Consider the following 19,496-nt stretch of genomic DNA (forward strand, 5'->3'; position numbering starts at 1 on the left):
TCGAGGCCGGGTGTACGTGCGTGCTGCACGGCCCGGCCTCGACGATTGTTTGCCCTGCTGCTGGCGTTACGCACGCACCTTGCGGGCACGTGCGGCCTCGCGCCGGCGACGCTGCTCCGCCGGATCGGGCACCGGGATCGCGGCGAGGAGCTCCTGCGTGTACTGATTCTGCGGGCGGCTCAGCACCTGGGCCGTCGTTCCCTGCTCCATGATCCGCCCCTGCTGCAGCACGATGATGCGATCGGAGACCGCGTCGATGACGGCGAGATCGTGGCTGATGAAGAGCGACGCGAACCCGAGCTCCGCCTGCAACTGCACGAACAGTTCGAGCACCGTCGCCTGCACGGAGACGTCGAGGGCGCTGGTGGGCTCGTCGGCGATGAGCAGCTTCGGATCGAGCGCGAGCGCCCGGGCGAGCGAGGCCCGCTGGCGCTGCCCGCCCGACAGCTCGTGCGGGAAGCGATCGCCGAAGCTCGCGGGCAGGCGCACCGCGTCGAGCAGCTCGTCGACGCGACCCCGCGCGGCGGATTGGCTCGACGCCCGGCCGTGCACGATCAACGGCTCGGCGATGCACTCGGCGATCGAGAGCAGCGGATTGAAACTCGTCGCCGGATCCTGGAACACGAATCCGATGTCGGGCCGCAGCGGCGCGAGCGAGCGCTGCTGCACATCGCGCATCTCGTGGCCGAGCACTCGCAGCGACCCGTCGACGACCTTCGTCAGGCCGACGACGGCGCGGCCGATCGTGGTCTTGCCCGATCCCGACTCGCCGACGAGCCCCACCACTTCGCCGGGTGCGACGGAGAAGTCGACGCCGTGCACCGCGACCACGGCGCCCCGCCCGAAGCGGGAGGGGTACCCGATCTGGGCGTTCTCGGCGACGATGAGGTGCCCGGTGGTGTCGCGTTCGGAGGACTCGGCGACGACGTCGCCCGCCTCGCGCGCCTGGGTGAGCGATTTGCCGTGGCCGACGTGCGGCACGGCCGCCAGCAGGTCGCGGGTGTACTGCTCCTGCGGAGCGCTGAAGAGCTCGGCGACCGGCGCTTCCTCGATGATCTCGCCGCGGTACATCACGATGACGCGATCGGCGAGGTCGGCGACGACGCCCATGTTGTGCGTGATGAGCACGATCGTCGCACCGAATTCATCGCGGCAGACGCGCAGCAGTTCGAGGATCTCGGCCTGCACCGTGACATCGAGCGCGGTAGTGGGCTCGTCGGCGACGATGAGGCCGGCGTTGAGCACGAGCGCCATGGCGATCACGATGCGCTGCTTCTGCCCGCCGGAGAACTGGTGCGGGTACTCATCGACCCGACGCTCGGGATCGGGGATCCCGACGCGGCGGAGAATGTCGATGGCCTGCGCCCGCGCCGCCTTCTTGCCGATGCGGCCGTGGGCGCGCAACCCTTCGGCGATCTGCCACCCGACGGTGTACACCGGATTCAGCGCCGTCGAGGGCTCCTGGAACACCATTGCCGCGGCGTTCCCGCGCATATCGCGCATCGCGGCGTGGGAGGCGTGGACGACGTCGGTCTCGTCACCGGCGCGAGACCGCACGATCACCGCGCCCGACATCGTCGCGGTCTCCGGGAGCAGCCCGAGCAGCGCATTCGCGGTCACGGTCTTGCCAGATCCCGATTCGCCGACGATCGCCAGCACTTCGCCGGCGCTGGCCGAGAGGCTGATGCCCTTGACCGCGTCGACCGGTTCCCCGTCGGTCGCGAACCGCACCCGGAGGTCGGTGATCTCGGCGATGCGATTCATGATGCTCCCTTTGCCCGGCGGCGCTGACGCAGTCGCGGGTCTGACAGATCGTTGAGGCTCTCACCGACGAGCGTGATGCCGAGCACCACGAGCACGATGGCGACGCCGGGGAAGACGCTCGTCCACCAGATGCCGCTCGTGACATCCGCGACCGAGCGGTTCAGGTCGTACCCCCACTCCGCTGCCGAGGTGGCTTCGATGCCGAAGCCGAGGAAGCCGAGCCCGGCGAGCGTCAGCAGCGCCTCGGAGGCGTTGAGCGTGACGACGACGGGCAGCGACCGCACCGAGTTGCGCAGCACGTGCCGCACGAGAATGCGGCGGGTCGGCACGCCGATCACGCGTGCGGCCTCGACGAAGGGTTCGGAGCGCACGCGCACCACTTCAGCGCGGATGACGCGGAAGTACTGCGGCACGAACACGACCGTGATGGAGAGCGCCGTGGCGAGGATGCCGCCGAACAGCGTCGACTGGCCGCGGCTGATCACGATCGACATGACGATGGCGAGCAGCAGCGACGGGAATGCGTAGATGGCATCGCAGAGCACGACGAGGATGCGGTCGAGCCAGCCGCCGAAGTATCCCGAGACGAGACCCAGCGCGATGCCGAGGAAGATCGAGCACAGGATCGCGGCGGCGATGACGAACAGCGCGGTCTGGGCGCCCCAGATCACGCGCGACAGCACGTCGAATCCCGAGACCGTGGTGCCGAGCAGGTTCGTCGCATTCGGAGCCTGCTGGGTGCCGAACGCGACGCCGTCGACCGACTGCTGCGCCCACCCGTACGGCGCGATCAGGGGGGCGAGGAGGGCCAGCAGCACGAACAGCGCCGTGAGCGCGAGCCCGGTGACGAGCATGCCGCGCTGCAGTCCGACGCTCTGCCGCAGTTGGGTGAGCACCGGCAGACGGTCGCGCACTCGTCGGCCCTGCGGGACGGCGACGGCGAGCGTCGCAGTCGACGGCGTGGGGAGATCTTGCATACTCATGTTCAGTACCTCACCCTCGGGTCGACGGCGGCCGCGACGAGGTCGACGACGAAGTTCGTGACGGCGACGATGACCGCGATCATCACGACGATGCCCTGCACCGCCACGAAATCGCGCGCTTTGAGGTACTCGGCGAGCATGAACCCGAGCCCCTTCCATTCGAATGTCGTCTCGGTCAGCACGGCTCCCGCGAGCAGCAGTGCGACTTGCATGCCCATGACCGTGATGATCGGAATCAGTGCGGGCCGGAAGGCGTGCTTGGTGAGGAGCCGGTACTCGCTCACGCCGCGAGAACGACCGCTCGTGACGAACTGCTGCCCGAAGGTGCCGATGACGTTCGTGCGGATGAGCCTCAGGAACACCCCGGCGGTGAGCAGGCCCAGGGCGACCGAGGGGAGCACGGCGTGCCAGAGCACGTCGCCGACCAGTTGCATGTCGCCGAGTCGAAGCGCATCGAGCAGGTAGATGCCGGTCGGCGCATCCACGCCGCCCATGACGAGCTCGGTGCGCGTGCCGGCGCGGCCCGCGACCGGGAGCCAGCCGAGCCAGACGGAGAACACGAGCTTGAGGAGCAGCCCGACGAAGAAGATCGGCGTCGCGTACGCGAGAATCGCCATGATGCGGAGCACCGCGTCCTGCCAGCGGTCGCGCCGGTATGCGGCGATGAGCCCGAGCGGAATGCTGATGACGAACGCGACGATCAGCGCGTAGAAGACGAGTTCGAGCGTGGCGGAGCCGTACTGGAACAGGATCTCGATGACGGGGCGGTTGTCCGTGATCGACGTGCCGAAATCTCCGCGGAAGATGCCGCCGAGGTAGTCGAAGTACTGCACGATGAGCGGTCGGTCGAATCCCGCCTCGTGCACTCGCTCGGCGAGCTGGTCGGGAGGGAGCCGCCCGCCGAGGGCTGCCGTGATGGGGTCGCCGGTGAGGCGCATGAGGAAGAAGACGACGGTGACGAGGATGAACACGGTCGGGATGATGAGCAGGAGGCGGATCAGGACGTAGCGTCCGAGCCCACCTCCGGTCGGGGCGCGTCGCGCCGCGACGACAGGTGCGGGAGCAGTCATGTGAGAGCCTGTTCGCGTCGGTCCATGGCAGCGGGCCCCGACCCGAGGGTGGAGCCCGCTGCCACGTCCTGCGCTACTTGGAGATCGGCGCGTACCGGAACTTGAACGATGCGTCGAGCGTGGTGCCCTCGACGTCCGTGCCCGTGTAGGCGACCTGCTTGCCCTGCAGGAGCGGCAGCGTCGATAGATCGTTCGCGACGAGTTCCTGGATCTTGCCGATCTCGTCCATGCGCTTCCCCTCGTCGGTCTGCGTCTGCTGCTCGACGATCAGGTCGTTCACCTCGGGGTTGTCGTAGTGGTTCCCGAGGAAGTTCTCCTTCAGGAAGAACGGCGAGAGGTAGTTGTCAGCATCCGAGTAGTCGGGGAACCAGCCGAGCTGGTAGGCCGGGTACACGTCGGCGGTGCGATCCTTGGAGTACTGCACCCACTCCGTCTGCTGCAGGTCGACCTCGAAGAGTCCGTCCTGCTCCAGCTGCGTCTTCACCATGGCGTACTCGTCGCCGGAGGACGGGCCGTAGTGATCCCCGTTGTACTGCAGGCTGAGTTGCACCGGGGTCTCGACGCCCGCATCTTCGAGGCGCTGCTTGGCCTTCGCGGCGTCGGGTGCGCCGGCGCCGTCGCCGTACATCTCCTTCAGCGGCTCGGTCGCGCCCGGAAGGCCGTCCGGCACGAACGAGTAGAGCGGGCTGTACGTGTCTTTGTAGACCTCTTTCGCGATCGCCGCTCGGTCGACGAGGTCGGCCGCGGCCTGGCGCACGGCCATCGCCTTCGCCGGGTCTGCGTCGGGCGCGGTCGCACCGTAGGGCTGCGTGTTGAAGTTGAACACGATGTAGCGGGTCTCGCCGCCGGGGCCCTCGACGAGCTTCACGTCGTCGTTCTTGGCCAGTTCGTCGTTGTCGGTGGCCGACAGCGAGCGGAAGGCGACGTCGATCGCCCCGCCCGCGATGTCGAGCTTCAGATTCGAAGCATCGGCGTAGTACTTGACGTTCACGCCGCTGTTCGCCGGTTCGCCGAGGTTACCCTGGTAGCCGTCGAACGGGGCGTACGCGATGAGCTCGTTCAGCTTGTACGAGGTGATCTCGTACTGGCCGGCGAAGGCTTTGCCCGACACGATCTCGTCGTCGCCGGTGAGCGCATCGGCGGCGAAGACGTCTTCATCGACGATCGGCGCGGCGGGGCTCGAGAGGATCAGCGGCCAGACCTGGTCGTCGCCGTTCTTGAGCGTGAACACGACCGTGGTGTCGTCGGGAGCCTCGACGCTGTCCAGGTTGCCCAGCAGCGACGCGGGGCCGTTCGGGTCGTTGATCGCCACCTGACGGTCGAAGGAGAACTTCACGTCGCTCGACGTGAGGTCGTTGCCGTTGGCGAATGTCAGCCCCTTCTTGAGCTTCACGGTGTACTCGGTGGGCGAGGTGAACTCGGCCGACTCCGCGATGTCCGGCGTGACCTCGGCGGTGCCGTACTCGCTGTTGAGCAGGAACGGATACACCTGGTTCATGACCGCGAACGATCCGTTGTCGTACGATCCGGCCGGATCGAGCGACGTGACTTTGTCGGTCGTGCCGATCATGATGGCGTCACCGCCCTCGTCGCCGCCCTCGCCTGAACCGCTGGTGCTACTCGTGGCGCACCCGGTGAACAGCAGTGCGGCGCCCATCAGAGCGGCCGCAGACATCATCGTCTTCTTCAATCTTTTTCCCTCTCACTACCCGGGAAACGCGCATCACTACGGTGTCGATGCGCCCGGTGTTTGAACATTCGCAGCCTAGCGGGGCTCTCTCGCCCATTGGGAAAAGTGGAGACGATCTGTCTGACAGATCCTCCTGGACCCCTCCAGCACTCGTATGGAGCGGTGTCTCACACGACGCGTCGCCCGGCCCGCCACACACCCTGCACCAGCGGCATCCCCGGCCGGTAGGCGAGATGGGTGACGGACGGCGCGTCGAGCAGCTGCAGGTCGGCCCGCGCACCGGGCGCGACCACGCCGACCGCACCCTGCTCCGCACCTTTGGGATCCCGCCAGCCGTCTCGTTCCATGCCGAGCGCGATGGCTCCGCCCAGCGTGGCGGCGCGCACCGCCTCCTGCACGGTCACCCCCATCTGCAGCACCGCCGTCGCGACGCAGAACGCCATGGAGCTGGTGTACGAGGTGCCGGGGTTCGCGTTCGAGGCGATCGCGAGCACCGCCCCCGCGTCGAGCAGCGCTCTCGCGGGCGCCAGCGGCATCCGCGTGGAGAGGTCGCACGCGGGGAGCACCGTCGCAACCGTGCCGCGGCGTCCCGATCCCCCACTCCACTCGGCCCAGGAATCGGCCAGCGCGGAGACATCATCCTCGCCGAGGAACCCGAGATGATCGACGCTGAGCGATCCAGCGCCGACGGCGAGCCGCACCCCCGGTCCGTGCCCGAGCTGATTGCCGTGCACGCGGGTTGCGAGACCTGCGCGCCCGGCGGCCGCCAGCACCCGCTCCGTCGCGGCCTCGTCGAATGCACCGCGCTCGCAGAAGACATCAACGGCGCTGACGTGCGGCGCGACGGCGTCGAGCATCGGCCCGGTGACGAGATCCAGGTACCCCTCGGGGTCGGCGCCGGCGGGCACCACGTGCGCGCCGAGGAAGGTCACGGCATCCACATGCCGGCCCGCGACGACGGCCGCGCGCTGCTCGTCGCGCACGGTGAGACCGTACCCCGTCTTCGTCTCGATCGTCGTGGTGCCGCCGCGCCGCGCCTCGGCCACCAGTCGCTCGAGGTTCGCCTCGAGCGCGGCATCAGTCGCGGCGCGCGTCGCCTCGACCGTGACGTTGATGCCACCGGCGGCGTAGGCCTCGCCCGCCATCCGAGCCTCGAACTCGGCGGTGCGGTCGCCGGCGAAGACGAGATGGGTGTGCGAGTCGACCCACCCCGGCAGCACCGCGCGCCCAGCGGCATCGACGCGCTCGTCGGCCGCGGGGGCGTCGGCCGCCGCACCGACCCACGCGATGCGATCCCGCTCGATCAGCACGGCGGCATCGTGCAGGCGACCGCCCCCGGCATCGTCGTTCGTGGTGAGTTCGCCGATGTTGTCGATGAGCAGGCTCGCCGATCGCGTCATCGCGTCACCAGGCCTGGTCGGTGTTGCGGATCACGGGGGCCACCGGGATGCGCACGCCGCGCTCGCCCGCCACGTCGACCGCCCGCTGGTAGCCGGCATCGACGTGGCGGATCACCCCCATGCCCGGGTCGTTCGTCAGCAGGCGCTGCAGCTTCTCCGCCGCGAGCGGCGTGCCGTCGGCGACCGAGACCTGGCCGGAATGCTGCGAACGACCGATGCCGACTCCGCCGCCGTGGTGCAGCGAGACCCACGTGGCCCCCGACGAAGCGGCGGTCAGGGCGTTGAGCAACGGCCAGTCGGAGATGGCGTCGGAGCCATCTGCCATCGACTCGGTCTCGCGGTAGGGCGAGGCGACCGAACCGGAGTCGAGGTGATCTCGTCCGATCACGATCGGAGCAGACAGCCTGCCCTCGGCCACAAGCTCGTTGAAGCGCACGGCCGCTTTCGCGCGGTCGCCGTAGCCGAGCCAGCAGATGCGCGCGGGCAGTCCCTCGAACTCCACGCGATCCTGTGCCGCGCGAATCCACCGGTGCAGGTGCTCGTTCTCCGGGAAGAGCTCGAGGATCGCCTCGTCCGTCACGCGGATGTCTTCGGGGTCTCCCGAGAGCGCCGCCCAGCGGAACGGGCCGAGGCCCTCGCAGAACAGCGGACGGATGTAGGCCGGCACGAACCCGGGAAACTCGAATGCTCGGTCGTACCCGCCGGTGCGCGCCTCGTCACGGATGGAATTGCCGTAGTCGAAGACTTCGGCGCCCGCGTCCTGGAATTCGACCATCGCTCGCACCTGGGCCGCCATCGCGGCCTGCGCATCGCGGGTGAACTGCTCGGGATCCGCCTCGGCCCGCTGCAGCCGCTCCCCCACCTCGTAGCCGATCGGCAGGTAGCTCAGCGGATCGTGAGCGCTCGTCTGATCGGTGACCACATCGATGGTGATCTCACCGGCGCGGTGCCGGCGCAGGATATCGGGGAACACTTCGGCCGCGTTCCCGACGAGTCCGACGGACCACCCGCGCTGCTCCTCCTTCGCCTGCTGGACCTTCGCGAGCGCCTCGTCGACGCTGGTCACGACCTCGTCGAGGTAGCGCTTGCTGACGCGGCGTTCGAGTCGACTCTGGTCGACGTCGACGATGAGGCACGCACCCTCGTTGAGGGTGACGGCGAGGGGCTGCGCTCCGCCCATTCCCCCGCAGCCGCCGGTCAGGGTGATGGTCCCGGCGAGCGTGCCGCCGAAGCGCTTGCGCGCGACCGCGGCGAATGTCTCGAACGTGCCCTGCAGAATGCCCTGCGTGCCGATGTAGATCCAGGAGCCGGCGGTCATCTGGCCGTACATCATGAGGCCCTCGGCTTCGAGCTTGCGGAATTCGGGCCAGTTCGCCCAGTCCCCCACGAGGTTCGAGTTCGCGATGAGGACGCGGGGCGCCCAGACGTTCGTGCGGAAGACGCCGACCGGCTTGCCCGACTGCACGAGCAGGGTCTCGTCCTCCTCCAGGTCGCGCAGGGTATCGACGATGGCGTCGAACGCCTCCCAGCTCCGCGCCGCTCGGCCGGTGCCGCCGTACACGACGAGGTCGTCGGGGCGCTCGGCCACCTCTGGATCGAGATTGTTCATGAGCATGCGCAGCGGTGCCTCCGTCTGCCAGCTCTTCGCAGAGAGCTCGCTGCCTCGTGGGGAACGGACGGGGCGTGCGCCGGGAAGTGCCATCATTGGACCTTTCGCTGAAGTGCTGGATCGCGGGCCTCATCCCGCTTCCCCTATCCCAGCGGTTCACCCGCCTCGCGACAACGCAGCAACGCCCGCGCCTGTCCGGAGTGCCAGACAGGCGCGGGCGTTGCTGAACGCGCTACCTCTGCTGCCCGAGCTCGATGTGGGCGCCCGGAATCGCCGCGAGCAGGTTCTTCGTGTACTCCTCCTGCGGATTCTCGAACACCTCATCAGTGGTCGCCTGCTCCACGATGCGGCCCTGCTGCATCACGCAGACACGATCCGCGATGAGGCGCACGACGGCGAGGTCGTGGGTGATGAACAGATACGTGAGCCCCAGTTCGCGCTGCAGCTGCGCGAGCAGGTCGAGGATCTGCGCCTGCACCAGCACGTCGAGCGCCGACACCGCCTCGTCGAGCACGAGGATGTCGGGCTTGAGGGCGAGCCCGCGCGCGACGGCGACGCGCTGCCGCTGCCCTCCCGAGAGCTCGTTCGGGTAGCGCGTCGCCAGTTCCCGCGGCAGGGCGACCTGATCGAGCAACTCGTAGACGCGCGCCTTCCGGCTCGCGGCATCACCCACGTCGTGGATCTTGAGGGGCTCCATGATGGTGCTCGCGATGTTATTGAGCGGGTCGAGGGATCCGTACGGGTCCTGGAATACCGGCTGCAGCGTGCGGCGGAGGTCGAAGAGCCCCCGCCCCGACAGATCCGCGGTCTCCTGACCGCCGATCCGTATCGAGCCCGACGACGGCTTCTCGAGCTGCAGCACCATCTTCGCGATGGTGGATTTGCCGGAGCCGGATTCCCCGACCAGGGCCAGGGTCTCACCGCGGTTGACCGAGAACGATGCGCCGGCGACCGCGTGGAACTCCTCCGATCCGAAATTGCCCTTCCGGATCTTGTAGATCTTGCCCAGATCCGAGACCTCGATCATCGGCTCGCCGTGCTTCACGGTCGGCTTCGGCTCGTCGGCGAGTGCCGAGAGGTCGAACGTCTGCGTGGGCGCGGTGGGGAGCTCGGCGTCCGCACCGATGCGACGGGATGCCAGGCTCGGCGCCGCGGAGACGAGCCGCTTGGTGTACGGGTGCTGCGGACGTTCGAGGATCTCTCGGCTCGGCCCCGACTCCACGATGTTGCCCTTGTACATCACGATGAGCTTCTCGGCGCGCTCAGCAGCGAGCCCGAGATCGTGGGTGATGAAGACGACGGCCGTGCCCAGCTGCTGCGTGAGCCCCTGCAGATGATCGAGGACGACGCGCTGCACGGTCACGTCGAGCGCTGAGGTCGGCTCGTCGGCGATCAGCAGCTGCGGACTGGCGGCGAGGCCGATGCCGATGAGCGCTCGCTGCTTCATCCCGCCGGAGAACTGGTGCGGGAACTGCTTCATGCGCTGGGCGGCGTTCTGCAATCCGGCCTGTTCGAGCACCTGGATCGCGCGCTCGCGCACCTCCTTCTTGCCGGTCGCGAGTCCGTTCGCGCGGACCGCTTCCTCGACCTGGAACCCGACCGACCACACCGGGTTGAGGTTCGACATCGGGTCCTGCGGAACGAGACCGATCTCGCGGCCGCGGATGCGCTCCATCTCGCGGCGCCCGAGCCCGACGAGTTCTCGGCCACCCCACTGCACGGACCCCGCGGTCACCCGCCCGGTGCCGGGCAGCAGGTTGATCACGGCGTGCATGGTCGTCGACTTGCCGGAACCCGACTCGCCGACGATGGCGACCGTCTCGCCCGGATAGACGTCGAAGTCGATCCCGTGCAGCACCTCGTTCACCTGCCGGTCGACCGTGAACCCGACCTTCAAGTCGCGCACGCTCAGCAGCGGCTGCATGAATTCCTGCGTTGCTTCAGTCATGTGTGCTTCGTTCATCGTCGTGCTCTCGCCTTCGGGTCAAGCGCATCCCGAACCGATTCGCCGAGGAGGATGAATCCGAGAACGGTGATGGTGAGTGCCAGGGACGGGTAGATCAGCGGCATGGGATCCGTTCGCAGTGAGAGCTGAGCCGCGCTGATGTCATTGCCCCAACTGATGAACTGACCGGCCGGAAGCCCGACGCCCAGGAAGGACAGCGTCGCCTCGGCGACGATGGCGGACGCGAGCGAGAGCGTCGTGACGACGATCGCCGGGGCGATCGCGTTCGGCAGCACGTGCCGCACGAGCGTCGCGAACCTCGACAGTCCGAGGGATTCCGAAGCCATGACGAAATCGGCGTTCTTCACGCGAAGAATCTCGCTTCGGACGATTCGCGCGGTGATCGGCCAGGAGAACCCGCCGATCGCGAGCGCGATGACGAGCGGATTGCGGTGGTCCGACAGCACGCTCATGACGACGACCGCGGCCAGGATGTACGGGATCGAGAAGAAGATGTCGCCGAGTCGCGACAGCACGGTGTCCAGCATGCCCCCGAAGAATCCGGCGAGCGCCCCCATGACGGTGCCGACCACGAACGTGATCGTGATGACGAGCAGGCCGACGGACACCGAGGTCGACGTGCCGTGGATGATGCGCGAGTAGACGTCGCACCCCTGCTTGTTGTACCCGAGCGGGTGCCCGGCGGAGGGGCCGGCGTTCGAGAACGTCAGCGCGCACGCGCGCGGATCCGCCTGGCTGAACAGGCCGGGGAAGAGCGAGATCAGGGCCACGACGAAGATGATCACCGCGGAGATCCAGAACATCGGACGCCGGCGCATGTCGCGCCAGGCGTCGAGCCACAGCGTCGACTTCTTCTCCGAGATGCGGACCGCGTCTACGGCGACGACCGGAGTCTCGTCGATCGGCGCGACGAAATGGGTGATAGGCGGCCGCACACGGCCGGCCGATTCGTGAGAGGAGCGGGGTGCATCAGGCATAGCGGATCCTCGGATCGAGTACGGCGTACAGCAGGTCGACGGCGAGGTTGACGCCGAGGTAGATCAGCACCATCACGGTGACGAACGACACCACGGTCGTGTTCTCGCCCTTGAGGATGGCGTTGAAGAGCACGTTGCCGACGCCGGGCACGTTGAAGATGCCCTCGGTGACCGTGGCGCCCACCATCAGCGTCCCGAAATCGGTCGCCGTATTGGTGATCGTCGGGATCAGCGAGTTGCGGAGCACGTGCACCGGGATGACGCGCCCGCGGCTGAGCCCCTTGGCGTAGGCCGTGCGCACGAAGTCCTGATTCAGCGTGTCGATGACGGATGCCCGGGTGAGACGCATGCTGGTCGCGTAGAGCGAGGCGCCCAAGACGATCGCCGGCAGCAGCAGATCCTGCAGTGGTGCGCCAGCGCCGACGGTCGGATTGAACCACCCGAGCTTGAGCCCGAGGCCGTACTGCGCGATGAAGGCGACCACGAAGATCGGGACGCTCAGGAACAGCAGCCCGATGATGAGGTTGATGTTGTCGAAGAACCGCCCCTTGCGCAGACCGGAGAAGAGCCCGATCACGATCGCGAGCACCAGCGAGATCGCAATGGCCATCAGCGCGAGCTTGATGGTCACGGGGAACGTGCGGGCCAGGATCTCGGAGACCGGCTCGCCCGAGAAACTGATGCCGAAGTCGCCGACGAAGAGTCCCTGCAGGTACAGCAGATATTGGATGAAGAACGGCTTGTCGAGGTTGTACTGCTCGCGGAGCCGCTCCAGCACGGCGTCGCTCGGCACCTTGTCGCCGAACATCGCGGCGACCGGGTCGCCGGGCATGGCGAACACCATGAAGTAGATGAGGAATGTGGTGCCCAGAAGGACTGGGATCACCTGGAGAACTCGGAAGAGGATGTATCTCAGCATGCGCCGCTCCCCCGTTCACTGGTCGTAGACATCGTGCGTTTTCTCTCGCAATCGTGGCGCGAAACGTCGTCGGGACGCCAGTGTCCCTGCCGCGTCGGAAATGGTGTCGCTCGAGCGGTGATGCCGCCCGAACGAGGTTCAGGCCCCGAACCGGTGTTCGGGGCCTGAAGGAACTCGATCAGTTCTTGGTGATCTCGTTGAACAGCGGCACGGAGTTCCAGCCGAAGGCGACGTTGTCGACGCCCTCGCTGTGGCCACCGGTGGTGCCCTGGTACCACAGCGGAATCGACGGCATGTCTTCGAGCAGCATCTCCTGCGCATCGTTCAGCTTCTCGATGCGCGCGTCGTGGTCGCTCTCAGCGGCGGCCTCGTCGAGCAGCGCGTCGAACTCGGGGTTCGCGTAGAAGCCGTGGTTCGAGCTCGCGCCGGTGTAGTAGAGCGGCTGCAGGTAGTTGTAGGCACCCGGGTAGTCGCCCTGCCAGCCGGCGCGGAAGGGACCGCCGACGACGTCGGCTTCACGGTCGTCGAGGAACGCCTGGAAGGTCGGGTAGAGCTTCGGGGCGGCCTCGATGTCGAGGTTGTTGGCCCACTGGTTGGCGACCGCTTCGACCCACACCTGGTGGGGGCCGTCTGAGTTGGTCGCGACCTCGAGCGTTCCCTCGAACGGGCTCATGGCGTCTGCTTCGGCCCAGAGCTTCTTCGCCTCGTCGGCGTTGAATTCGAGCTTCTCGGCGCCTTCGAGATCCTCGGCGTAGCCGTCGACCACGGGAGAGGTGAAGTCCTTCGCCGGCACGTTCGTTCCCTCGAAGATCACATCGATGATCTCTTCGCGGTCGAGCGCCATCGACAGCGCAGCACGGCGCAGCTTGCCCTCTTCGCCCGAGAAGTGCTCGAGGTTCTCGGAGATCGCGAGCGTCGTCGTCAGGGCGCCGGCCTGGTTGATCGCCCGGTCGCCGAGCTCATCCTGGAAAACGGCGAACGACGTGTCGGGAATCTGATCGAGCACGTCGAGGTTGTTTCCGAGCAGATCGGTGTACGCCGCGTCGAGCGAGGCGTAGATCTTGAACTCGACGCCGTCGTTCGCGACCTCGCGGGGGCCGACGTAGCTCTCGTTCTTCACCAGGCTGATGGACTCGTTGTGCTTCCATGCACCCTCGCCGTCCATCTGGTACAGCCCGTTGCCGATCGGGTTCTGGCCGAACGCCTCCATGTCTTCGAATGCGACGTCGGGAAGCGGGTAGTACGCCGAGTAGCCCAGGCGATCCGGGAAATCGGGGGTGGCCTTCACGGTGAAGGTGTAGTCGTCGACGATCTTGAGGCCCGACATCTCCTCGACCGGCTCGGTCTCGCTGAAGCCCTCGATCGTGCTGAAGAAGTACTGGTTGCCCATCGCGTTGTCGACGTTGGCCGCGTAGTTCCAGGCGTCGACGAAGTTCTTCGCCATGACCGGGGTGCCATCGGAGAACACCGCGTCTTCGCGGAGCGTGATGGTCCACGTGGTGTTGTCGTCCGAGTCGATCGACTCTGCGACGCCCATCTGGGTCTTGCCGTCGATGTCGTAGTACACCAGGCCCTCCCACAGCGCGTCCACGACCTTGCCGCCGCCGACCTCAGTCGTGTCGGCGGGTACGAGCCCCTTCTGCGGCTCGGTGTTGTTGACGGTGATGATGCCGCCGCCCGAGCCCGCGTCGCCGCCGCCTTCGCCACCGTTCGACGAGCAGCCCGAAAGCGCGAGCGCGCCTGCTGCGGCCAGGGCGATGAACGTGTAGCCGATCCGTGATCGCTTCACTGGTTTCCTCCTTGAAATGTCCCCCGGCATGCCGACAGAACTCGCGTTCGGTCGCACCCGACAGATTCGATAGTACGAAAACAGCCTACAGACCTGTCAGACCGGATGCGTGCAATTCGGCCCAGCGTAACGCCTTCGTAACAGAGATCTGTGGTTCTCGGAGAAAGATCCCACCCGAGCCTCCCGGGCACTGTGGGCACTCGACACTTTCCTGAGAGTCCGGCGATACGCTGTCGCCATGACTTCAGCCGCGCTGCGCGCTCGCCTCCGCTGGGAGATCGCCATCGTGCTCGCGCTGTCGTTCGGTGCATCCGCCGTGTACGCGATCGTCTCCATCGTCGAGCGGCTCACCCGCGAGACGGCCCTGTCGCAGCAGACCGCGACGATCAACCGTCCGCTCTCCGACCGGCCGGTCTTCGACCTGATCTCCCAGCTGCTCTCGTTCGCCTTCGGGCTGGCTCCCGTCGCACTGGTCGTCTACCTGCTCTGGTCGAGCACGCGCCCGCATCTCTCACGGCTCGGGCTCGGTCGCCCGCTCGACGCGGGGCGGGCGTGGTGGGGCAGAGAAGCGGGCGGAGGCGTGCTGCTCGCCGCCGCGATCGGCATACCGGGAATCGCGTTCTACCTCTTCGCCAAAGCGATCGGCATCAACACGACCGTGGTGCCGACCGCGCTCGACGCCGCGTGGTGGACGGTGCCGGTACTCGTACTCCAGGCCCTGCGCGCGGCGCTCGGAGAGGAACTCATCGTCGTCGCCTACCTCTTCGAACGACTCAAGCGCCTCGGCGTCGGGCCCTGGGCGACGATCGTCATCAGTGCGCTCTTGCGCGGCAGCTATCACCTGTATCAGGGCTTCGGCGGCTTCATCGGCAACGTGATCATGGGCGTCGTCTTCGGCTGGGTGTACCAGCGATGGGGCCGCGCCCTCCCCCTCGTGGTCGCGCACTGGGCGCTCGATATCGCAAGCTTCGCAGGCTACCCGCTCGCGGTCGCCCTCTGGCCAGCGCTCTTTAGCGCGCCGGCAGGGTGAGCGCCGACCGGTTCGCTCCGCCCTCCCCGTCAGCCGGCGGGGGTGATGCTCTTCGCGAAGGCGTCGGTCAAGCCCCAGAGCTCGTCGTACAGCTCGGGCGCTGCCTCGCACCGCTCCGCGGGCTTCAATACGGAGTAGGTGCCGTCGGCCCCCTGCGTGATCCCCCACTGGGTGCGCATGGCCGCGCATTCCTCCGGCAGCGAATTGATCAGCGGGCTGCTCAGCTGCAGATTCACATTGTCGGGAATCGAGTAGCTCGTCATGCCGAACTTCAGACTGAGCTGCGAGGTGACGCCCCACGCCGGGATGTCGAGCGGCGTGGTCGGTCCGACCTCGACCGCGGGGACCTCATCCGGGTCGGTGTCCTCGGCGTCGTCGTCGGCATCCGCGTCATCGGCGCCGCTCGACGGCGACGGTGTCGCGCTCGGAGCGGCCGTTGTGGTCGGCTCCTGGTTCGAGGCATTCCCGTCATCCGACCCCCCACGTGCCAGGTTCACGAGGACGATGCAGACGATGATCGCGATGACGGCGACCGCGCCGACGACGATCCAGGGCAGCGCCTTGGGCGCGGCGCGCGTCCCCTCGCTTCGCGGCTCCGTCGACAACTGCGCCGTGCGCACGCGCTCCGCCTGCTCGTACGAGAGACGGTCGCGCGCCGGAACGGGCTGCGGCTCCGCCGGCGGAACGGGTCGCGTCTCAGCCGGCGGCTCGGCGTCTGCTGGTCCGAAGAGTTCCTCGAATGGATCTTTACTCACGCCGACAGCCTAACTGCGTCTGATGGGAGCCTCGTTCGCATCGTCGGCAGCCCCGTCGCGCTGCGCACGCTCGGCCACCGCGGCGATGTGCGGCGCGTCGGTGCCGCAGCAGCCGCCGAACACGGCGGCGAGCGGGAGAAGGTCTCGCAGGGCGAGCTCCGCCTCGGCGAAAGCGCGCGGCTCATCACCTGCGCCGTCGTCGCCCGAGGCCGCGGCGTTCAACCGGAACCCGACGATGCGGTCGAGCTCGGCAGCACCGGCGTCCCTCGCGATTCCGGTGGCGACCTCGCTCGGATGCGCGCAGTTGATCAGGTACCCCTCGGGCGCCGCATCGGTCGCGCGATCCACCTCCGAGATCGCCTCGGTGATGGAACTGCCGTTGGCGAGCCGCCCGCTCGCCCCCACGATGAAGGACACGAAGACCGGGATGCGGGAAGCTGCGGCGGCACGCACGACGCCGATGCCCTCCGCCGCGTCGAGCGTGGTCACGGAGGTCACACGGTCGGCGCCCGCCTCTGCAAGGGCGCGCACCTGAGGCGCGTGATACTCCTCCGCCTCGGCCGCGCTCATCCGTTCCCCTGCGACGTAGTCGTCGAAGCGGGGCCCGACGCAACCGTTCACGATGATCTCGGGCGCGGGCTGCGGATCCCCCTCGTCGAGCTCGCGCACGAGCGCGACGGCGTCGGCGTTCACGCGAGCCAGGTCGTCGGCGCCGTACCCGAGACGCCGGCCCCAATCCGCGTTCGCCCGCCAGGTCGGGGTGTCGAGCACCAACGAGAGGTCGTGTTCGCGGGCGACCGCCAGGAACGGCGCGTAGTACTCGTGCAGCGCGGTCCTGCCCGCTGCGGAGTCGAGCAGCACGAACGCCGCGAACTCGGGCAGCTCCTGCCCGAGCCGATCCGTGAGCGCTGTCTCGATGCCGCCGTCGGTCACGGTGATGGTCATGATGCCTCCTCTGATTCCAGCGGTGCGTCGCCCCTCAACGCATCCATGATCGCGGCACGACGCCGCAAGAACCCGGCCACACGCGAGTGATGGCGATCCATGATGCCCGCATCCCTCAGCGCGAGGGTACCCGGGTCGCCGCGCTCAATCCCCGCTCGCCACCGCTCGGAAATGAGCGACATCCGAGCCTCCACCGCGGTCAAGAGCTCGCGCGCCGTCACTCCGCCGTAGGCGCTCGCCGCACGCTCGAGCCGTCTCGCCGCATCGGCGGCATCGATCTCGCGCAGGAGCGGCACGCCCGACCAGCACATGAAAGCGAGGTCGTCGAGCGGATCGCCGGGCCCCGCGCGATCCCAGTCGATCATGCCGGCGAATCCGTCGTCCAGAACCACCCAGTTGTACAGCCCAGGATCGTTGTGGCAGATGACCTGGCCGGGTTCGAGGCGCTGCACGCCTTGCCGCCACTCGAGTGCTCCCGGTGAGAAGCGGCGCACGGCGTCGTGGAATCGACGCAACCAGCTCGCCGCCTCGACGAACGCCGCGTCGTCGACGCTGTCGCGCTCCGGGTCGAGCGTGCGGCCGGGCAGGTAATCGAGGATCTCCTGGCCGTCCTCGTCGATGCCGTGCACGCGCGGGATGCCGTCGAGGCCCTGCTCGTCGAGATGGGCGAGCAGCGCGTGGACCGCGGGCGTCCAAGGACCCGTGGGGCGATGGACGCGTGTCGCGCCGTCCGCCTGCTGCACGCGCCAGACGCCGCCGGACCCGCCCGGAAGATGCTCGCGCTCCATGCGTCACACCGTACCGGAATCCGCGTCCTCTCGGGCGTGCACCGAGCTCACGACCGTGACCGCCGCTGCTCGATCAGTGCCTGCGTCATCTCATGGAGCGAGTCGGCGACGCTCGCGACGTCGAGCTCCTCCGGAGTCACCGCTTCGAGCACTTCAGCCCAGCGCGCACGGAGTCGAGACAGATTCTCCGCAGCGAGCGGAGTGGAGCTCACGAGTACGCCGCGGCCGTCGGGGCTCGAGCGGCGGCGCGCCACGAGGGCCTTCGCCTCGAGTCCGCGAAGCGCGGTGCTCAGATTGGATCGCTGCATGCCGAGACGTTCGGCGAGCGCGCCGGGCGCCGACTCGCCGTGGCGATCGAGGGTGCCCAGCACGAGTCGCTCGGTCTGCGTCAATGGAATGTAATCGGCGTGCTCGTGCCGAGACTCGATCTCCCTCGCGAGGGCCACGACCGCGGCGGCCAGGTCGGCGATTGAGGCGTCGTCTCCAGGCGCGGCATCGTGCATAGGATCATCGTAGGCCACCTGCCCGAGATATTTATAGTAAGATAACTAGTTATGTCCAGCGCACCCCCCTCCGTCCAAGCTCTGCAGACCGAGGTCTCCCGAAGCGACGCCCTCGGCCCCGCCCTGCTCCTCGTGCTCGGTCTCCTCGCCGCGGTCGCCCCGTTCGGCATCGACCTCTACCTCCCAGCGTTTCCCGCGATCGCGAGCGAACTCGGCACGAGCGCGACCGGCGTTCAGCTGACACTGACCGGCTTTCTCGTCGGCATCATGATCGGGCAGCTCGTGTTCGGCCCGCTCTCCGACCGGTACGGCCGACGCGTCCCGCTGCTGATCGGCACGATCGTGCTCATCGCTTCGAGCGCCGCCGCGGTGTTCGCACCGAACCTCGGCGTACTCGTCGCGGCGCGCGTGCTGCAGGGGGTCTCTGGCGCCGCGGGCATGGTGCTCGGGCGCGCCATCATCTCCGACCTCGCCACCGGCGCCGTTGCGGCGCGTGCGATGAGCCTCATGATGATCGTCAGCGGCATCGCGCCCGTCATCGCACCGCTGGTCGGCGGCGTGCTCGCCGACCCGCTCGGCTGGCGCGGAGTGCTCGCTGTGCTGCTCGTGATCGCACTCGGCACGCTCGTCGCCGTCATCTGGGGCGTGCGCGAGACCCTGCCGGCCGACCGACGTGCGCAGCTGGCCGAAGCTCGCCGCGCACAGGGCTCGCCCGCACGACGACTGATCTCTCGGCAGTACCTCGGCCACACCATCGCCTTCGCTGCAGCGTTCACCGTGATGATGGCGTACATCTCGGCGTCGCCCTTCCTCTACCAGTCGATGCTCGGCGCGAACGAGCTGCAGTACGGGCTGCTCTTCGGCCTCAATGCGCTCGCACTCGTGGTGACGAGCGCCGTCTCCGCCCGCCTCGTCGCCCGTGTCGGCCCGCGCGCGCTCGCGGCTATCGGACTCTCCGGCGTCGCAGTCGGTTCACTCGTCATGCTCGGCGCCGCACTCCTCGGGACGTCTCCCTGGGTCGTCGCCGCCGCCGTCTTCGTCGTGGTCGGCTCGCTCGGATTCGTGATGGGCAACGTCACGGCACTCGCGCTGTCGGCGGTACCCGGTGCTGCAGGTACGGCTTCCGCGCTGCTCGGCGCGCTGCAGTTCGGCTTCGCCGCCGCCGTCTCACCGTTCGTCAGCATCGCCGGCGAGCGCAGCGCACTGCCCCTCGCGGTCATCATGGTCGCCGCCGCCGCGGTCGCGCTCATCGCGTTCGCCAGCGGACGCGAGCGTCCGACACCCTCCTGAGCCGGATCGCCGAGCGCG

16 protein-coding genes are annotated in these 19,496 nt (G+C 68.0%); 2 read left to right on the plus strand and 14 right to left on the minus strand.

Features of this window, described 5'->3' with window-relative positions; all coding sequences use genetic code 11:
• Positions 1–66 precede the first annotated feature (66 nt).
• The 10 genes from JSQ98_RS06120 to JSQ98_RS06165 form a co-directional block, all read right to left on the minus strand.
• A complete protein-coding gene (locus JSQ98_RS06120; RefSeq protein WP_211648815.1) occupies positions 67–1,764 on the minus strand; it encodes a dipeptide ABC transporter ATP-binding protein in 1,698 nt (565 codons plus the stop codon).
• Positions 1,761–2,747, minus strand: a complete 987-nt coding sequence (locus JSQ98_RS06125; RefSeq protein ID WP_090150777.1) for an ABC transporter permease — start codon at positions 2,745–2,747, stop codon at positions 1,761–1,763. The genes JSQ98_RS06120 and JSQ98_RS06125 overlap by 4 nt, the downstream gene beginning before the upstream one ends.
• Before the next feature lie 2 nt (positions 2,748–2,749).
• On the minus strand, positions 2,750–3,817 hold the full coding sequence (locus JSQ98_RS06130) for an ABC transporter permease (RefSeq protein WP_200331407.1): 1,068 nt from the start codon (positions 3,815–3,817) through the stop codon (positions 2,750–2,752).
• A gap of 73 nt (positions 3,818–3,890) precedes the next feature.
• Positions 3,891–5,492, minus strand: a complete 1,602-nt coding sequence (locus tag JSQ98_RS06135) for an ABC transporter substrate-binding protein (RefSeq protein WP_211648817.1) — start codon at positions 5,490–5,492, stop codon at positions 3,891–3,893.
• 182 nt (positions 5,493–5,674) lie between these two features.
• Positions 5,675–6,907 carry an amidohydrolase family protein gene (locus tag JSQ98_RS06140; RefSeq protein WP_211648818.1) on the minus strand — a complete coding sequence of 411 codons (1,233 nt, stop codon included), beginning with the start codon at positions 6,905–6,907 and terminating at the stop codon, positions 5,675–5,677.
• A gap of 4 nt (positions 6,908–6,911) precedes the next feature.
• Positions 6,912–8,609 carry a urocanate hydratase gene (hutU, locus tag JSQ98_RS06145; protein ID WP_211648819.1) on the minus strand — a complete coding sequence of 566 codons (1,698 nt, stop codon included), beginning with the start codon at positions 8,607–8,609 and terminating at the stop codon, positions 6,912–6,914.
• Between the two features lie 139 nt (positions 8,610–8,748).
• Positions 8,749–10,464 (minus strand): dipeptide ABC transporter ATP-binding protein, encoded by a 1,716-nt coding sequence (locus JSQ98_RS06150; RefSeq protein ID WP_090150786.1) that lies wholly within the window; start codon positions 10,462–10,464, stop codon positions 8,749–8,751.
• A gap of 11 nt (positions 10,465–10,475) precedes the next feature.
• Entirely contained in the window at positions 10,476–11,459 is a 984-nt protein-coding gene (locus JSQ98_RS06155) for an ABC transporter permease (protein WP_090150788.1), read from the minus strand.
• On the minus strand, positions 11,452–12,378 hold the full coding sequence (locus JSQ98_RS06160) for an ABC transporter permease (RefSeq protein WP_090150790.1): 927 nt from the start codon (positions 12,376–12,378) through the stop codon (positions 11,452–11,454). The genes JSQ98_RS06155 and JSQ98_RS06160 overlap by 8 nt, the downstream gene beginning before the upstream one ends.
• A gap of 178 nt (positions 12,379–12,556) precedes the next feature.
• A complete protein-coding gene (locus JSQ98_RS06165; RefSeq protein WP_211648820.1) occupies positions 12,557–14,167 on the minus strand; it encodes a peptide ABC transporter substrate-binding protein in 1,611 nt (536 codons plus the stop codon).
• 238 nt (positions 14,168–14,405) lie between these two features.
• Between JSQ98_RS06165 and JSQ98_RS06170 the strand changes: the two genes are divergently transcribed.
• Positions 14,406–15,197 (plus strand): CPBP family intramembrane glutamic endopeptidase, encoded by a 792-nt coding sequence (locus tag JSQ98_RS06170; protein ID WP_211648821.1) that lies wholly within the window; start codon positions 14,406–14,408, stop codon positions 15,195–15,197.
• A gap of 29 nt (positions 15,198–15,226) precedes the next feature.
• On the opposite strand, the gene JSQ98_RS06175 is transcribed toward JSQ98_RS06170, so the two are convergent.
• Genes JSQ98_RS06175 through JSQ98_RS06190 form a run of 4 tightly spaced genes read right to left on the minus strand, consistent with a single transcriptional unit; the run spans position 15,227 to position 18,188 of the window.
• Entirely contained in the window at positions 15,227–15,952 is a 726-nt protein-coding gene (locus JSQ98_RS06175) for a hypothetical protein (RefSeq protein WP_346728725.1), read from the minus strand.
• Between the two features lie 9 nt (positions 15,953–15,961).
• Positions 15,962–16,897 carry a homocysteine S-methyltransferase family protein gene (locus JSQ98_RS06180; protein ID WP_211648822.1) on the minus strand — a complete coding sequence of 312 codons (936 nt, stop codon included), beginning with the start codon at positions 16,895–16,897 and terminating at the stop codon, positions 15,962–15,964.
• On the minus strand, positions 16,894–17,685 hold the full coding sequence (locus tag JSQ98_RS06185) for a phosphotransferase (protein WP_211648823.1): 792 nt from the start codon (positions 17,683–17,685) through the stop codon (positions 16,894–16,896). The genes JSQ98_RS06180 and JSQ98_RS06185 overlap by 4 nt, the downstream gene beginning before the upstream one ends.
• Before the next feature lie 47 nt (positions 17,686–17,732).
• Entirely contained in the window at positions 17,733–18,188 is a 456-nt protein-coding gene (locus JSQ98_RS06190) for a MarR family winged helix-turn-helix transcriptional regulator (RefSeq protein ID WP_090150801.1), read from the minus strand.
• A 51-nt stretch (positions 18,189–18,239) separates the two neighbouring features.
• Between JSQ98_RS06190 and JSQ98_RS06195 the strand changes: the two genes are divergently transcribed.
• A complete protein-coding gene (locus JSQ98_RS06195) occupies positions 18,240–19,478 on the plus strand; it encodes a multidrug effflux MFS transporter (RefSeq protein WP_211648825.1) in 1,239 nt (412 codons plus the stop codon).
• The last annotated feature ends 18 nt before the right edge of the window (positions 19,479–19,496 follow it).

Source organism: Leucobacter manosquensis (assembly GCF_018304845.1).
Lineage (GTDB): Bacteria > Actinomycetota > Actinomycetes > Actinomycetales > Microbacteriaceae > Leucobacter > Leucobacter alluvii.

Excerpts from the sequence above, each read along its gene's own strand:
- JSQ98_RS06120 (WP_211648815.1), bottom strand. The coding sequence starts at position 1,764 with ATGAATCGCATCGCCGAGATCACCGACCTCCGGGTGCGGTTCGCGACC.
- JSQ98_RS06125 (WP_090150777.1), bottom strand. The coding sequence starts at position 2,747 with ATGAGTATGCAAGATCTCCCCACGCCGTCGACTGCGACGCTCGCCGTC.
- JSQ98_RS06130 (WP_200331407.1), bottom strand. The coding sequence starts at position 3,817 with ATGACTGCTCCCGCACCTGTCGTCGCGGCGCGACGCGCCCCGACCGGA.
- JSQ98_RS06135 (WP_211648817.1), bottom strand. The coding sequence starts at position 5,492 with ATGTCTGCGGCCGCTCTGATGGGCGCCGCACTGCTGTTCACCGGGTGC.
- JSQ98_RS06140 (WP_211648818.1), bottom strand. The coding sequence starts at position 6,907 with ATGACGCGATCGGCGAGCCTGCTCATCGACAACATCGGCGAACTCACC.
- hutU (WP_211648819.1), bottom strand. The coding sequence starts at position 8,609 with ATGGCACTTCCCGGCGCACGCCCCGTCCGTTCCCCACGAGGCAGCGAG.
- JSQ98_RS06150 (WP_090150786.1), bottom strand. The coding sequence starts at position 10,464 with ATGACTGAAGCAACGCAGGAATTCATGCAGCCGCTGCTGAGCGTGCGC.
- JSQ98_RS06155 (WP_090150788.1), bottom strand. The coding sequence starts at position 11,459 with ATGCCTGATGCACCCCGCTCCTCTCACGAATCGGCCGGCCGTGTGCGG.
- JSQ98_RS06160 (WP_090150790.1), bottom strand. The coding sequence starts at position 12,378 with ATGCTGAGATACATCCTCTTCCGAGTTCTCCAGGTGATCCCAGTCCTT.
- JSQ98_RS06170 (WP_211648821.1), top strand. The coding sequence starts at position 14,406 with ATGACTTCAGCCGCGCTGCGCGCTCGCCTCCGCTGGGAGATCGCCATC.
- JSQ98_RS06180 (WP_211648822.1), bottom strand. The coding sequence starts at position 16,897 with ATGACCATCACCGTGACCGACGGCGGCATCGAGACAGCGCTCACGGAT.
- JSQ98_RS06185 (WP_211648823.1), bottom strand. The coding sequence starts at position 17,685 with ATGGAGCGCGAGCATCTTCCGGGCGGGTCCGGCGGCGTCTGGCGCGTG.
- JSQ98_RS06190 (WP_090150801.1), bottom strand. The coding sequence starts at position 18,188 with ATGCACGATGCCGCGCCTGGAGACGACGCCTCAATCGCCGACCTGGCC.
- JSQ98_RS06195 (WP_211648825.1), top strand. The coding sequence starts at position 18,240 with ATGTCCAGCGCACCCCCCTCCGTCCAAGCTCTGCAGACCGAGGTCTCC.